This is a genomic window from Aestuariibaculum scopimerae (assembly GCF_059428085.1).
Genome location: NZ_CM182089.1, coordinates 3,387,955 through 3,404,983, shown reverse-complemented (window position 1 = coordinate 3,404,983; position 17,029 = coordinate 3,387,955). Strand labels below are relative to the sequence as shown.

The 17,029-nt window shown below is 37.5% G+C and carries 8 protein-coding genes; 4 read left to right on the top strand and 4 right to left on the bottom strand.

The features are described 5' to 3' along the window. Both ppk1 and AC5SR4_RS14735 read right to left on the bottom strand, forming a co-directional pair. Positions 1 to 2,064: a polyphosphate kinase 1 gene (gene ppk1 / locus AC5SR4_RS14740; protein WP_495357041.1), complete on the bottom strand. Its 2,064-nt coding sequence runs from the start codon at positions 2,062 to 2,064 to the stop codon at positions 1 to 3. Between the two features lie 99 nt (positions 2,065 to 2,163). Continuing rightward, a complete protein-coding gene (locus AC5SR4_RS14735) occupies positions 2,164 to 2,661 on the bottom strand; it encodes a SixA phosphatase family protein (protein ID WP_495357040.1) in 498 nt (165 codons plus the stop codon). Between the two features lie 539 nt (positions 2,662 to 3,200). Between AC5SR4_RS14735 and AC5SR4_RS14730 the strand changes: the two genes are divergently transcribed. The 4 genes from AC5SR4_RS14730 to AC5SR4_RS14715 all read left to right on the top strand — a co-directional run bounded on the left by AC5SR4_RS14730 (position 3,201) and on the right by AC5SR4_RS14715 (position 15,070). Next, positions 3,201 to 10,193: a T9SS type B sorting domain-containing protein gene (locus AC5SR4_RS14730; RefSeq protein WP_495357039.1), complete on the top strand. Its 6,993-nt coding sequence runs from the start codon at positions 3,201 to 3,203 to the stop codon at positions 10,191 to 10,193. Positions 10,194 to 10,212: 19 nt separating this feature from the next. After that, the gene (locus AC5SR4_RS14725; protein ID WP_495357038.1) at positions 10,213 to 11,133 is read left to right on the top strand and encodes a PorP/SprF family type IX secretion system membrane protein; all 921 of its coding nucleotides are present in this window, start codon (positions 10,213 to 10,215) and stop codon (positions 11,131 to 11,133) included. Between the two features lie 11 nt (positions 11,134 to 11,144). Further along, positions 11,145 to 13,061, top strand: a complete 1,917-nt coding sequence (locus AC5SR4_RS14720) for an OmpA family protein (RefSeq protein ID WP_495357037.1) — start codon at positions 11,145 to 11,147, stop codon at positions 13,059 to 13,061. A gap of 92 nt (positions 13,062 to 13,153) precedes the next feature. Further along, positions 13,154 to 15,070, top strand: a complete 1,917-nt coding sequence (locus AC5SR4_RS14715; RefSeq protein ID WP_495357036.1) for an OmpA family protein — start codon at positions 13,154 to 13,156, stop codon at positions 15,068 to 15,070. A 642-nt stretch (positions 15,071 to 15,712) separates the two neighbouring features. On the opposite strand, the gene AC5SR4_RS14710 is transcribed toward AC5SR4_RS14715, so the two are convergent. Then, complete coding sequence (locus AC5SR4_RS14710) at positions 15,713 to 16,207, bottom strand: CAP domain-containing protein (protein ID WP_495357035.1); 495 nt, start codon at positions 16,205 to 16,207, stop codon at positions 15,713 to 15,715. A gap of 167 nt (positions 16,208 to 16,374) precedes the next feature. Continuing rightward, positions 16,375 to 17,022 carry a pyridoxamine 5'-phosphate oxidase gene (gene pdxH, locus AC5SR4_RS14705; protein ID WP_495357034.1) on the bottom strand — a complete coding sequence of 216 codons (648 nt, stop codon included), beginning with the start codon at positions 17,020 to 17,022 and terminating at the stop codon, positions 16,375 to 16,377. Positions 17,023 to 17,029: the final 7 nt, after the last annotated feature.

The window sequence follows — 17,029 nt, the reverse complement described above, 5'->3', positions numbered from 1 at the left end:
TTAATGGTCTATTTGGTTTAAATAATAATTATAAATAGCAAACTGTGATCTTACTTTTTCCTTATTATTTGTTTTGTATTTATTTTCTTGTGAATTGTTTAATATCCTAGCTTTTACATTGTCTCGCCAACTAATATCGTAAATATCTATTATTTCCTGTTTAATATTTTTATCATAAATGGGGCATGTTACCTCTACTCTATTATCTATGTTCCTCGTCATCCAATCTGCAGATGAGATATAGACTTTGGGGTCGCCATTATTCCCAAAAATATAAACTCTGGAATGTTCTAAAAACTTATCTACAATGCTAATAACTTCAATGTTTTCGCTCATCCCCTTAACACCAGGTATTAAACAGCAAATACCCCTTATTATCATTTGTATTTTTACACCTGCTTTACTGGCTTCATAAAGTTTATCTACCATGGTATAGCTGGAAATACTATTCAATTTTAACCTAATAAAGCCCTCTCTGCCTTGTTTTACTTGCTCAATTTCGGCATCAATTAGCTTAAAAAGAGCCTTTTTTGTATAGTGTGGTGATGTAATTAAGTGTTTGTATCTAAAAATCTTATAGTTAGTTTCAAAAAAGCTGAATATTTTATTTACATCCTTTAAAATCTTTTGGTTAGATGTAAAGAGCGTGAAATCCGTATATATTTTTGCTGTGGACTCATTAAAGTTTCCTGTACTTATAAAACCATAGCGTTTTAGTTTTTTTCCTTCTTCACGCTCAATTACACACATTTTGCTATGCACTTTTAAGCCTTGTACTCCAAAAATTAAGTTGATACCTTCATCCTCCATCTGCTGGGCGTAGTCTATGTTGGCTTGTTCATCAAATCGGGCCCGTAATTCAATGGAAACTGTTACAGACTTTCCATTAATGGCAGCATTAATTAATGAACTGGCAATATGCGAAATCTCGGCCAAGCGATAAATGGTAATTTTAATGGTCTTTACATTCGGGTCTAAAGCCGCTTCGCGTAAAAACTTAACAACATAAGAAAATGTCTGATAAGGTGCATGCAATAAGTAATCTTTCTTTTCAATAGCTTTAAAAATGCTATCCTCTAAACTAAGCCCTATAATTGGTAATGCTTCTATCTTGTCATACAGCAAGTCGGTTCTACCTAAACTTGGAAAGCTCATATAATCACGTCTGTTATGGTAACGCCCACCAGGAATAATACTATCAGTATCATCAATGCCCATTTTAGACATTAAATAATCCAATGTTTCTTTATTTATTGTTTTATCATAAACAAAGCGTACAGGTTCACCTATCTTTCTATGCTTAACACTGTCAGATACTTTTTCAATAAAACTTTTACTTAGGTCGCTTTCAAAATCCAATTCTCCATCCCTAGTAATTTTGATCATGTGGGCCGAAATGCTCTCATAATCAAAAATATTGAAAATATCACTAAGACAATGACGCAATAAATCGTCAAGCATAATTATATAGCTTTTACCTCCTTGACTGGGTAATTCTATAAACCGGTTAATATTTTTAGGGATTTCGATGAGCGCAAATTGTTTCTCACCATTTTTCATCAGCATCCTTACTGCTAGATATGCTGCACTATCTTTTAAGTTTGGTAGCACTACAAGATCATTCAATATAATGGTAACCAGAGCAGGACTTACCTTTCTAATAAAGTAGCGCCTAATAAAATCATGTTGCGATGCGTTAATTTTAGTTTCATCAATAATATAAATACCTTCCGCTTCCAATCGCTTTTGTATACTATCCAATACAACCAAGCTTTCGCTTTGCTGATCGATAACAATTTTGGTAATAATTTCCAGAAGTTCTTGGGCTTTAATACCTCCAAGCTCATTCTTACCGCCTTTACCTGCCTCAACAATACGTTTAACAGTAGCGTAGCGTACCTTAAAAAATTCATCAAGATTATTGGAAAATATCCCTACAAATCGTAACCTTTCTATTAATGGGACTGTCTCATCTGAAGCTTCTTGTAAAACCCTTGCATTAAATTGCAACCAACTTATTTCTCTATTTATATAACTATTGTTGTGAACTTCATGTTTCGTCATACGCTTGCTTATACTGGAATTATTCAACAAATATATTCTATTTATAGCGAATTAGCTTACTTCCTGTAAAAGTTTACAAAGTGTTAATTTTGGCAGAATTTAATTTTTTAGATCTCTGGGAAATAAAGTCTTGTCCGTGTGTCCTTTATCTAAATCTTTCCAATTGTTAATATTAAATATTATAGAGGTTAAACCACAGGTAGGTACATTATCAATATACTTATCTCCATAAGTATTTACAAAATACGTAATGGCATGATTGTGTCCAAAAACCATTAAATTATCAACAGAATCGTCACAGGATCTAATAACCTTAATAAGGCTCTGCCCTGAAAAATCATATAATTCATGGTTGTAATGTACTTTTTCAGTAGCAATATTAAGGGCGTCAATAAATATTTTAGCTGTCATTTTTGTACGCATAGCATCACTGCACATTACCAAATCAATGGGTATTTCATTTTTGCTTAAATAACTGGATATCAATTTAGCATCCAAAAACCCACGGTTTTTTAATGGTCTTTCATGGTCAATAACATTATATTCCCAAGACGATTTAGCATGTCGTATTAAAATCAGTTTTTTTATCTGTTTCATTTATTTGTTGTTTTAATTGTCAGATAGAATACCTTATAAAATTACTCTAATTTTTAGAATATATGTATATGACGGTATTTCATAATATTTCGATTAAGTGTAATTTTTATCGACTAAATGTTGTTTTTATCGATAAAATTCATTTTATTTGCTCCTAATTATGTTATAAAAATATATAAAATAAGGTATTTTGAATGTTTTAAGTATTAGAATTAATAAATATGTTGCCGATTAATATTCATTTAAGAGTCGTTGAATAACTTATTAAACAGGATTAACTGTATGTGGTGTACGTTTTATCGTTTTTTTAAGTTTTTAAACATTTTTTTTTGAAAAGACAGATATGTGTATGTTCATTTGTTGTATAAATTAAAAAATTATGATCCCAAATCTAATTTCACTTTTTAAGTTTTAGCATCGCATAGCCGATACTCTTCCCTCACTACTTTTATAAGAATAGAATTAGATTGCAACAAATTTGTAATAATTATCTAATACCTAATTAACACTAAAGTAACTTTGTTACCAATTTTTGGCTTATGAAAACAACTACCTCTAATCTGTTATTAAAAACAAGTTTACAAATAAAGCGTTCTTTATTTGCATTTGTTTTTCTATTTATAGGACTTTTAAATGTCAATGCAGACTGTACAATTGATACCGCTGCAACCGGTGGTGACAATGTTATGACAGGTGCAGAATTATTAACTTATATTAATGACAACAGCTGTTCAGGGACATTAACAATAGCTTCACCAGTAGATATTATTCTTTACTCTAGTGTAACTATTCCCAGTTCTATTGATAAAATTATTATAAAGGATGGAGCTCAAATTTTGTGGGCTAATAATAATGTAAACCTCAATTTACAACCTAATGCCAATATTGTTATTGAAAATACAACCGATATAGGCAAAACAACTGGAGCTTTAGGTTCTACATCCGCAACCTGTAGTAATAACAGAGCGATTTATATAGGTACTATTAAGTATGCAGCTTGTGAAGGTGGTGGTAATGTTTGTGTTATTTTTGAAGATTTAATTGAAAATGGCGGGACTATTCAAATTGATCCCGATTTTGCCGTTATTGGTGGTTCTGATAATGAGGTATGTTTTGAGCCTACAGAAATTGCAATTGAGCTTAATGGGTATTACGAAGGAACACCACAATATGCTTGGACACAAATATCTGGTCCAGGAACAATAACATTCTCACCTGATAATGATGCTATAACTACTGTAACAGCTAGTGTTCCGGGCACTTATGTACTTAGAATATCTGTAACCGTTCCTTTAAGTGTTGATTGTCTTGATCAAACAGTAACGGTTTATAACGATATAGAAATTGTCTTTAGAGATGGTGTAACAGCTGGTACCATGTCGGTAACACCCGGCAGCGGTAGTAACTGTAATTTAACTGTAGATTTTACTGGATCAACTACTAATGGAGGTGCCAATACAACCTATGAATGGGATTTTGGTGATGGAAATACCAGTATCGAATTAAATCCCACACACACCTATGCATCCAGTGGTACGTATACAGTTGAATTTAAGGTAACGGATCCTAATGGTATTTCACCATGTAATGTAGCGGTTGCTACAGAAGACATTACCATTACAGATAATGCACCTTCCATAGCCGCCCCATCTCCTATTAATTTAGAAGGCTGTGATACCTCAGTAATTAACGTAGCCAATGCCCGTTATCCATACAGCACAACGGACTCTGCAGATATTAAAGACTCCTATGTAAGTGGCTCTTATATCGCTTCTGATGATGGTACTATTGTGAGCATCACTTACAAAGACGTGATGACACCTGGTAGCACATGCCCTATCGTTGTAACCAGAACCTTTACCATTACGGATGGTTGTGGTAATACAGACACTGCTGTTCAAACCATTAATGTTACAGGTCCAACTGTGGAAGTAAAAGGCCCTCTGGCAATAGATACTGAGGCTTGTGAATATGCCGATGATGCGGCGCTACAACAAGCATACACCGATTGGTTAGCTGAGTTTGAAGTGACACAAGCTGGATGTAATGCTACCGGGGAGTTCAACGTAACACCTCCGGCTGCCAATACGCTAAGCATTTGTTCGGATGTGGATATTACTTTAACCTATTCTGCTGATGACGGATGTACTAACGACGATATTACTGTTTCATTTAAAGCTACGGCTGCTCCTACAGTGCAAGTAAAAGGACCTCTGGCAATAGATACTGAGGCTTGTGCCTATGCCGATGATGCGGCTCTACAACAAGCATATACCGATTGGTTAACTGAGTTTGAAGTGACACAAGCTGGATGTAATGCTACCGGGGAGTTCAACGTAACACCTCCGGCTGCCAATACGCTAAGCATTTGTTCGGATGTGGATATTACTTTAACCTATTCTGCTGATGACGGATGTACTAACGACGATATTACTGTTTCATTTAAAGCTACGGCTGCTCCTACAGTACAAGTAAAAGGACCTCTGGCAATAGATACTGAGGCTTGTGCCTATGCCGATGATGCGGCTCTACAACAAGCATATACCGATTGGTTAACTGAGTTTGAAGTGACACAAGCTGGATGTAATGCTACCGGGGAGTTCAACGTAACACCTCCGGCTGCCAATACGCTAAGCATTTGTTCGGATGTGGATATTACTTTAACCTATTCTGCTGATGACGGATGTACTAACGACGATATTACTGTTTCATTTAAAGCTACGGCTGCTCCTGCAGTGCAAGTAAAAGGACCTCTGGCAATAGATACTGAGGCTTGTGAATATGCCGATGATGCGGCGCTACAACAAGCATATACCGATTGGTTAACTGAGTTTGAAGTGACACAAGCTGGATGTAATGCTACCGGGGAGTTCAACGTAACACCTCCGGCTGCCAATACGCTAAGCATTTGTTCGGATGTGGATATTACTTTAACCTATTCTGCTGATGACGGATGTACTAACGACGATATTACTGTTTCATTTAAAGCTACGGCTGCTCCTGCAGTGCAAGTAAAAGGACCTCTGGCAATAGATACTGAGGCTTGTGCCTATGCCGATGATGCGGCTCTACAACAAGCATATACCGATTGGTTAACTGAGTTTGAAGTGACACAAGCTGGATGTAATGCTACCGGGGAGTTCAACGTAACACCTCCGGCTGCCAATACGCTAAGCATTTGTTCGGATGTGGATATTACTTTAACCTATTCTGCTGATGACGGATGTACTAACGACGATATTACTGTTTCATTTAAAGCTACGGCTGCTCCTACAGTACAAGTAAAAGGACCTCTGGCAATAGATACTGAGGCTTGTGCCTATGCCGATGATACGGCTCTACAACAAGCATATACCGATTGGTTAACTGAGTTTGAAGTGACACAAGCTGGATGTAATGCTACCGGGGAGTTCAACGTAACGCCTCCGGCTGCCAATACGCTAAGCATTTGTTCGGATGTGGATATTACTTTAACCTATTCTGCTGATGACGGATGTACTAACGACTCTGTAGAGGTAAGCTTTAAGTATGCGGCTCCAACAGCCCTTGCATACAACACCCCATCCAACACCGAAGTAAACTCTTGTGACTTCGCTGATCAAGCGGGTATTGACCAAGCCTTTACAGATTGGGTTAACGAACAATCTACAAACATAGCTCCAACAAACGGATGTGCTCCTGTATTAACCAATAACAGTGGTGATTATAGTGCACCGCTGTATTGTAACGGTGGTGAAGTAACTGTTACTTGGACCATTACAGATCTTTGTGAAACTATTAATACACTAACGGCAACCTTTAAGCTTAAAAAACAAATAGACCTTGGTCATGACGAACCGGAGAGTACTACTGTAGATGCTTGTCAGTTTGATAATGACGATATAACCCTAGCTCAACAGGCTCTGGATGCAGACATCGCTGCTTGGGTAGCCCAAGAACAAAACCGTACAACAATGAATATGGAAGGTGGTTGTTCTCCAACGGTTACAAATAACTATACCAATCAGTCTATTGATTTCTGTACAGGTGGTTATGTTACTATTACCTGGACAGTACATGATTTATGTCAAGGCCATACCCACGAGGCTACGTATACCTTGAACAAGCCGACTCCGGTAACCTATGACAAGCCAATTGATGATGCGGCCAGTTCCTGTGAGTTTGACAACGAAGACCCAACAGTAGCACAAGATGCATTAAACAATGATATTGCTGCATGGGTAACCGCGCAAACAGCAACTATTACCGGAAATTTAGATGGTGGATGTTCTCCAACTGTTACGAACGACTTCAATGGTCAGACACTTAATTTCTGTGACGGTGGTGAGCTTACCATTACCTGGACCATTGCAGATATTTGTGGTACCACTACGGAAACTGCTACTTATCGATTAACCGCTCCGGAGACTGTAACTTACACAACTCCTAGCGACGATTCTAGTACTGCTGCTGAGTTTGATGATCCAGATCCTGTTGTAGCGCAATCTAATTTAGATGCCGATATTGCACAATGGGTAGCCGATCAAACCGATATTATTACCAACAGCTTAGATAAAGGATGTTCTCCAACAGTCACCAATAACTTTACAGACCAATCTATTGCATTCTGTGGTTCTAATTCTATAACCATTACATGGACTATTGAAGATATTTGTGGAACAACAACTGAAACAGCAACTTATAGCTTTACACAACCAGACGGTATTAGCTTTACAGTACCATCTGATGAAGCAGCCAATGCTTGTGAATTTGACAATGTTGATCCTGTAGCAGCCCAAAATGCACTGGATACTGATATTGCTACATGGGTAGCCAATCAAACTGAGATAATAAACAACAGCTTAACTGGAGGTTCTCCTGAAGTAACACATGACTTTGTAGATCAGTCTATTGACTTCTGTGCCGGTGGTGCCGTAACCATTACTTGGACTATCACTGATATTTGTGAGACCCTTACGCCTTCAGCAACATATACCTTAACAGCACCAACAGCCGTGGCTTATACAGCACCTGCCAACGATACGGCCAACTCTTGTGAGTTCGATAATGCCGATCCCGCAGCAGCTCAAGCCAATCTGGATGCAGACATTGCTGCATGGGTAGTGGCTCAAACAGATGCTATCAACACCAGTCTTACTGGTGGTTGTTCACCAACAGTGACCAATGATTATATTGACCAATCCATCGATTTCTGTACCGGTGGTACCGTAACCATTACATGGACCGTTGAAGATATCTGTGGAACGACCAATCCAACAGCAACATATACCTTAACAGCACCAACAACCGTGGCTTATACAGCACCTGCCAACGATACGGCCAACTCTTGTGAGTTCGATAATGCCGATCCCGCAGCAGCTCAAGCCAATCTGGATGCAGACATTGCTGCATGGGTAGTGGCTCAAACAGATGCTATCAACACCAGTCTTACTGGTGGTTGTTCACCAACAGTGACCAATGATTATGTTGACCAATCCATCGATTTCTGTACCGGTGGTACCGTAACCATTACATGGACCGTTGAAGATATCTGTGGAACGACCAATCCAACAGCAACATATACCTTAACAGCACCAACAGCAGTGGCTTATACAGCACCTGCCAACGATACGGCCAACTCTTGTGAGTTCGATAATGCCGATCCCGCAGCAGCTCAAGCCAATCTGGATGTAGACATTGCTGCATGGGTAGTGGCTCAAACAGATGCTATCAACACCAGTCTTACTGGTGGTTGTTCACCAACAGTGACCAATGATTATGTTGACCAATCCATCGATTTCTGTACCGGTGGTACCGTAACCATTACATGGACCGTTGAAGATATCTGTGGAACGACCAATCCAACAGCAACATATACCTTAACAGCACCAACAACCGTGGCTTATACAGCACCTGCCAACGATACGGCCAATTCTTGTGAGTTCGATAATGCCGATCCCGCAGCAGCTCAAGCCAATCTGGACGCAGACATTGCTGCATGGGTAGTGGCTCAAACAGATGCTATCAACACCAGTCTTACTGGTGGTTGTTCACCAACAGTGACCAATGATTATGTTGACCAATCCATCGATTTCTGTACCGGTGGTACCGTAACCATTACATGGACCGTTGAAGATATCTGTGGAACGACCAATCTAACAGCAACATATACCTTAACAGCACCAACAGCAGTAACTTATACTGCACCGGTCGCAGCCAATGCAACGGCATGTAGCTATAGCGATCAAGCAGGCGTAGATGCGGCCTTTACCAGTTGGGTAAATGCTCAATCTGCTGCCATTGCACCTACAGGTGGATGTTCACCAGAATTGTCTAACGATAGCAGTTCTGCAGTCATCCCTGCCCTATGTACAGGTGGCTCAGTAACTGTAACTTGGACGATTACTGATGTATGTGAAACTATTACTGTTAGTGCCGACTTTAATTTAACAGCACCTACAGCCACAGCATTCGACCAAACGGCATTACCAGCAGATGCTACTGTAGAATGTGATGCTGTACCAGCTGCATCAACATTAACAGCTTCAAATTCTTGCGGCAATGTAGCGGTGGTATATACTGAAACTAGAATAGATGGCGATTGCCCATCAAGCTACACTCTAGAGCGTACTTGGAAAGCAACCGATATTTGTGGATCTTCTGTAGAGCACAAACAAACCATTACAGTACAAGATACAACAGCACCTACCCCTACAGCTAGCTTTGCTACTACAGTAAATGCAAGTTGTACAAATATACCAAGTGTGCCAAGCTTACAATTTGCTGATAATTGTTCATCAAACGTAACAGTTACATTTGAAGAAACCAGTACTTATGATGAAAGTGCTTTATCTAACTACCAAATAGTAAGAACCTGGACGGTAAGTGACGATTGTAATAATGAAGAAACCTATACGCAAACAATTATTGTAAGCTTTGATGAAGTAGTAACACAAGTAGATGCAGGAACCAGATGTTACGATGATGGTGTGGTAGATTTAAATACGCTTGTTAACACTAACAATACCAGTGGTACTTGGGAGTTTATTTCAGGAAATTCTAAAGCAATCTTAGACGGCAATATATTCAATCCAACACAATTAACAGTTGGTGAGGATCTAGTGCCCTATGATGGCGGTATCGATTATATGCTTACTTATACCGTACCAGAAAATGGTTGTTTAAGTGTGTATGAAGTAACCTTAAATATCAATGCTGATTGTATTGTATTACCTTGTGGTGAAAATGATGTTGTGATTTCTAAAGCTGTAACACCTAATGGTGACGGTTATAATGAAACATTCGACATTAAAGGTATAGAATTATGTGGCTTTGAAGCCGAAGTAAAAATATTCAATAGATGGGGTGCCCTAGTGTTCGAATCCAATAATTACCAAATTGGAGACGGTATGGGCGATTGGGACGGCTCAGCTCCAAAATCATCTATCGGTAGTGCAGGCAAAGTACCTAACGGTACGTACTATTATATCATAATATTAAGAGAAAGTGGCTTGGCCCCATTTACAGGACCAGTTTACTTAGGAACCAAATAAAAACTTTAACCTATAACAGATGAAACTTATAAAATATAACATAATCGCGATTGCGTTGTTTGGCTGTACAGTTTCTGTGGCACAACAGTTGCCACAATTTACGCAGTACATGTTTAACACCATCTCTGTGAACCCTGCCTATGCAGGTAGTAGAGAAGCCTTAAGCATTGTTGGATTGCATAGAAGCCAATGGGTTGGTTTTGATGGTGGTCCTATTACACAAACCCTTTCTATACACACTCCACTTAGGAATGATAGAATTGGTTTAGGGTTATCTTTTATTGAAGACGATTTGGGTCCTGAAAACTTTACATACCTATATGGCGACTTCTCATATGCCATTCCAACAGGAAAAAATGGAAAACTGGCCTTTGGTATAAAAGCAGGATTTACACAATATAGTTTAGATTCAGATTTTAGAGCCTCTGAAAGTTCAGACCCCTTAATTTATGGTATTGCAGACCGCTGGACACCAAACATTGGTCTTGGTGTATATTGGAGTACCAACAAATGGTATTTAGGTCTATCAACACCAAGAGTATTAAATACCGATAGAAATACTGAAGAAGGCTTTGAAGCTTTAGAACGTTTAAGTTATTACTTTACCGGTGGTTATGTGTTCGATTTAAGCAAAAGCGTTAAGCTTAAACCAGCTGTTTTAGTAAAAGCAACTAATGGCGCCCCTATATCATACGATTTTACAGGTAGCTTCCTGTTTAACGAAAAATTCTGGTTGGGTGGTTCTTACCGACTTAATGAATCTACTGGTGCTATAGGTGGATTTGCAGATTTTCAAGTATCAAGACAATTACGTGTGGGGTATGCCTATGAAAAGCCTATTTCAGATATCTCAAGATATACAAATGGTACACACGAGGTATTGCTTATTTATGAATTTAAGTTCATAAGCTCTAAATTAAAATCACCAAGATATTTTTAGAACCCTATCCTATGAAAATCACTACCTACATACTAGCCAGTATCATCCTTTTGTTAAGCTTTACTGTCACCGCACAGCAAGGCAAACAAAAACGGGCCGATACCTTATTCAATAAATTTTCATTTGTAAAAGCTACTGAAGTTTATAAAGAACTTATTCAAAATAACTATAATGTAGACTATGCTACTAGAAAATTAGCCGATTGTTATGCATTGATGCGTGACCCTAAAAATGCCTCTAAATACTATAAAAAAGTTGTAGAGCAAGATAACGCACCTATCGAATATTACTATAGATATGCGCAATCCTTAAGAGGTATTGAAGATTATAAGGCATCCGAGCAATGGCTGCAACGCTTTAAAGATTCTGGCGGTGTAGTTAATGCCAACGATTTTTCAAAAGATATTAATTTTATAAGCAGTGTATTCAATGCTAAACAACAATACTTTCTAGATAAAGTCTATTTCAACTCTAAATTTAGTGACTTTGGTGCTTTTGAGCATGATGGAAACGTTTATTTTACATCTTCTAGAGACGAAGGAGTATCTATAAAACGCCTGTATGGATGGAATGAACAACCCTTTTTGGATGTTTATGTTACAGAAGTTGGCAGTAAAAAAAATGTAGACCATACCGCAAAAATAAAAGGTGATATCAATTCCATTTACCACGATGGTCCCGTAACCATTACAAAGGATGGCAAAACCATGTATTTTTCCCGAAACAACTTTAAAGATAACGTAGAAGGAAAAGATAAACACGGTTTAACTACCATGAAAATTTATAGAGCAACTTATAAGGATAGTGTTTGGACAGATGTAGTGGACTTACCTATTAATAGTGACGACTACTCTACCCAGCATGCTGCTTTAAACAGTGATGATACAAAACTGTATTTTACATCAGACAGACCCGGTGGAAAAGGCGGTTCTGATATTTACATGGTAGATATATTACCAGACGGTAGTCTTGGTGAACCACAAAACTTAGGAGATGTTGTAAACACAAAGGGCGCTGAAGGCTTCCCTTTTATAAATAACGAAGGGTCACTTTTCTTTTCATCAGATGGCCATGTAGGCTTAGGTCTATTGGATATCTTTGGTACTGTTAAAGACGAGAATGATGTTATAGTAGATGTTATTAATCTTGGGGTTCCTGTAAACTCCAATAAAGATGATTTTTCATTTACCATGAACCCAAACGGTATTACGGGTTATTTTGCCTCTAACCGATCTGGAGGGCGTGGCGATGATGATGTATATGCCTATCATAGAGTACCCCAGCTGAAAGTTGAGGGTGTAGTATCCGATGCCATCAATACCAAACCCATACCCAATTCAATCATTACATTGTTTGATGGTAACGGCAAACAAATTGCCTATATGGAAACCGATGAAAATGGTTATTACCAAATTAACATAGACAGAAATCAAGATTATAAAATTGTTGGAAGTCAAGAAAAGTATATTGACGACTATAGAACATTTACATCAAAAAACATTCAAACCGAGCTTACAACCATTACAGCCAATCTGTTATTGAATCCTGTACAAGATGTTATAAAATTGGCAGAATTGAATACTATTTATTTTGATTTTGATAAACACAACATCCGTCCTGATGCCGCTTTAGAATTGGATAAAATCGTTAATTTAATGCAAAACGATTATCCAGAAATGGTTATTCGCATAGAATCACATACCGATTCTAGAGGAACATTATCCTATAACGACAAACTATCTATAGATAGAGCCAATTCAACTTATGAATATTTAATTTCTAAGGGTATTGACCCAGCTAGAATTACATCGCATGAAGGTTTTGGTGAACGCCGATTAACAAATGGTTGTGAAGACGGTGAAAATTGTGAGGAAGCTGCTCATCAATTAAATAGACGTACGCAGTTTATAGTTGTTAAAATGGAATAATAAGACGAATGTCAGGCTTGAGCGCAGTCCGAAGCCCTGCAACTGGAGGATTCGACGCCCCTCAACGTGACAAGTGCTAATAAAAACAAAAAATGAAACTAACGAATCACATCATAGTCTGTATCGCGTTCTTGCTTAGCACAGCAACATTCGCCCAGCAAGGTAAACAAAAGAAGGCTGATAATCTATTCAATAAATTTGCCTTTGCCCATGCTGTTGAAGTATATCATGAGCTCATTGAAAAAGACTATAATACCGATTATGCCACTAGGCAATTGGCCGATTGTTATGCCTACATGAGAAATCCTGATAGTGCTGTGGTATATTATGAAAAAGTTGTTGCGCAAGACCAAGTGCCAATAACGTATTATTACAAATACGCCCAAGCCTTAAGAGGTGTTAAAAACTATAAAGCCTCACGCCAGTGGCTTAAACGCTTTAAAGAAGCAGGAGGCGCTATCAATGATGCAAAATACCTTGATGATGACGATTTTATAACCGCCATTTTTAATGCTAAGCAAAATTACTTTTTATCAAGCGTTGATTTTAATTCCAAGTACAGTGATTTTGGAGCTTATAAATACGGCGATGATGTTTACTATATATCATCTAGAGATGAGGGCGTTTCAACAAAGCATATTTATGGCTGGAATAACGAACCCTTTTTAGATGTTTATGTAAAGAAAGATACAGCCAGTGTAGATATTAAGCATAAAAACAAAATAAAAGGCGATGTAAACAGTCTGTACCACGATGGCCCTATAACTATTACACCCGATGGTAATACCATGTATTTTTCCAGAACCAATTTTACAAAGCGAACCCTTGGAAAAGATAAAAATGGTATTAGTAACCTTAAGATATACAAAGCCACTTTAGTAGATAGTGCCTGGACCAATATAGAAGAATTACCCTTTAATAGTGATGATTACTCCTGTGGCCATCCTGCATTGAATACAGATGGCACTAAGTTATACTTCGCATCAGATATGCCAGGGAGCGTAGGTGATTCCGATATTTATTATGTTGATATTAATACCGATGGTTCCTTTGGAACCCCGCAAAACCTTGGGGATGTTGTAAATACCAAAAGAAATGAGGTATTTCCATTTATAAACAACGAAAATATATTGTTCTTTTCATCCGACGGTCATGAAGGACTTGGTTTGCTAGACGTTTTTGTTACTACAACAAATCAAGAAGCGGCCATTGTGAGCGTTATTAATTTAGGTGTGCCCGTTAACTCCAGTAAAGATGATTTTTCATTTACCATGAATAGCGATGGCCTAACAGGTTACCTTGCCTCTAATAGAGCTGGTGGTATAGGTAGCGATGATATTTATAGCTACAGACGTATTCCTGAATTGCATGTAGAAGGGACAGTTATTGATGATGTTAATGAAAAGCCCATTGCCAATGCTACAGTAACATTGTTTGATGCCAATGGTAATGAAATTGTAAGTTTAGAAACGGATGAAGATGGTTTCTACGAAATCAATATTGATCGTGATACCGATTATAAAATAACAGCTAGCAAAGCAGATTATACCGATGCTTCCGTAGCGTTCAGCTCTAAAAATTTAGAACCTGCTGTAACAAGTATTAGACAAGATATAACACTAAAACCTATTGAAGATGTTGTGGTACTGGCAAAATTAAATACGATTTATTTTGATTTTGACAAGTATAACATTCGTCCAGATGCGGCATTAGAGCTTGATAAAATTGTTAACCTAATGGTTAATACCTATCCAGAAATGACCATTCGAATTGAATCGCATACCGACTCTAGAGGTACTATGGCATACAACGACCAGTTATCATTAGATCGTGCCAATGCCACTTACGAATATTTAATATCTAAAGGTGTAGAGGCCTCTAGGATTACAGCTCGTGAAGGATTTGGTGAACGCCAATTAGTAAACGGTTGTGATGGCAACCCGCCATGTACAGAAGCCGAACACCAATTGAACAGACGTACACAGTTTATTGTGATAAAGATGAAGTAGATTAGATGATTCGATAATTGGATTGTTAGATTGTTAGTTCGCGACCAGTCGAAACGCTAAAAAATTAACATATAAACTGAGATTAATATAAAATAGAAAACAAACCTAAATTCAATAATAATTAAACCATCAAAGGTGTATACTTTTGGTGGTTTTTTTGTTTGTAAATTCCTCTGTCTTCCCCACCACATAACCACAGGCATTACACACCCCATGTAACTCTCGTTACATACCCTATGTAAAGCACGTTATATGCCCTATATAAAGTACATTACATACCTGAGCAATATATACAACAAAGCTTAAATAATTAAAACGGATATAACTCCTAAATTGATAGGCTATGTTATAAAAAACCCCCTCAGATAAAACTGAGAGGATTTTATACCTAAAGCTAAATTCAATAACAATTAAGTTATTAATATAACCATTGTATTCATCAAAGTACAATAACCACACTGTACTTTGTTACCAATCACAAGTAAAACATGAAACAAATGATTATGTTGTTTGGTATGTTTGTCATTTCGAGACACAAAGCAATCTGTAAATTAACAATAGATTACTTCTCAACTACGTTGCTACCTTTAAAACAAAATATATTTTGTTTTTCGGTAATGTTCGTAATGACATCCCATTCCATTATTTCTTTATAAATATATTGGTGTAATACCACTTACCTTCGGTGTTGACTTCAGCAGCTACATCAAAGTTGGTAAAATCGCCTTCTATATTTGCACGGTGTCCATCACTTTTAAGCCAGGCATTTACTACGGACGATGCAGAGCTGTAACCATAAGCGACATTCTCTGATACTTTAGTAGCACCGGCATTAGCTTTTAAGTATTCGCTTCTTTTATAAAAATAAGCATGCGATACTTCATTCTTTTCAACCATGTAATCGGTATGTGAAAATGCTACGGACTTAACAAGTGTCATGTCATTAAGCGGTTTGAGACCTTTAGATAGTCTGTGATTGTTAATAAGTTCAAGTATTTCTACTTCTATGGGTTTTTCCTCAGGTATGATTAAGCTTAATTCAATAGCATCAGCTTTGTCATCTAGGCTATCTGTGGCACAGGAAAATGTGAGCATAGCCAACAATGCCAGTAAAGGCAGTTTAATTAATAACTTCATAAGTAGGTTAAATTTAGATTTGGTCCTGTAAAATTAGCAACCTACTTAGAAGAGAGTGTTAATGAAATGTTAAAATCGATTAAAAACACGCACTTAATCGATATTAAATGTTTTTAATCGGTAAAATGCAACTTTAAAAAGATTTAAAATGTATTACATCGGTATTATTATGGAGATAGTCGATTTTTTAGCCAATTATAATCAGGTTGTAAAGTATATCGAATGCGATCGTGTAACCTATTAGCACGGCCTTGCCAAAACTCCATTTCAATAGGTTTTACAATATAGCCTCCCCAATATACGGGTCTAGGTACGTCTTTACCTTCGTATGTTTTTTCAAGATCAAAAAGCTTCTTCTCTAAATAAGTACGGTTTTCTATAACATCACTTTGGTTAGATACTATGGCTCCTAGTTGACTACCTCTTGGTCTAGATTCAAAGTATCCATCGCTTAAATTTTCGGCTATTTTTTCTGCCTTGCCCTTAATGATAACTTGACGTTCGGCACCATGCCAAAAAAATGATAGGCATACCTTGGGGTTGTTTGCTATGGATTTACCTTTCTCGCTATTATAATTTGTAAAAAAAATAAAGCCTTCGTACGTATAGCGTTTTAACAGTACAACCCTACCCTTAGGATAGCCATCGAGCCCCACGGTAGCAATGGTCATAGCATTGGTTTCATCTTCTGGAAAGAATTGGTCTACTTCATAAAACCATTTTTGGAATAACTCAATCGGGTTTTCTGGAGCATCTTCTAATAGTAATGCTCCTTTCTCATAAGATTTTCTGTAATTGCTTAGATCTTTTTCCATAATATGC

Coding starts and splice junctions, on each gene's coding strand:
- ppk1 (WP_495357041.1), bottom strand. CDS start 2,064: ATGACGAAACATGAAGTTCACAACAATAGTTATATAAATAGAGAAATA.
- AC5SR4_RS14735 (WP_495357040.1), bottom strand. CDS start 2,661: ATGAAACAGATAAAAAAACTGATTTTAATACGACATGCTAAATCGTCT.
- AC5SR4_RS14730 (WP_495357039.1), top strand. CDS start 3,201: ATGAAAACAACTACCTCTAATCTGTTATTAAAAACAAGTTTACAAATA.
- AC5SR4_RS14725 (WP_495357038.1), top strand. CDS start 10,213: ATGAAACTTATAAAATATAACATAATCGCGATTGCGTTGTTTGGCTGT.
- AC5SR4_RS14720 (WP_495357037.1), top strand. CDS start 11,145: ATGAAAATCACTACCTACATACTAGCCAGTATCATCCTTTTGTTAAGC.
- AC5SR4_RS14715 (WP_495357036.1), top strand. CDS start 13,154: ATGAAACTAACGAATCACATCATAGTCTGTATCGCGTTCTTGCTTAGC.
- AC5SR4_RS14710 (WP_495357035.1), bottom strand. CDS start 16,207: ATGAAGTTATTAATTAAACTGCCTTTACTGGCATTGTTGGCTATGCTC.
- pdxH (WP_495357034.1), bottom strand. CDS start 17,022: ATGGAAAAAGATCTAAGCAATTACAGAAAATCTTATGAGAAAGGAGCA.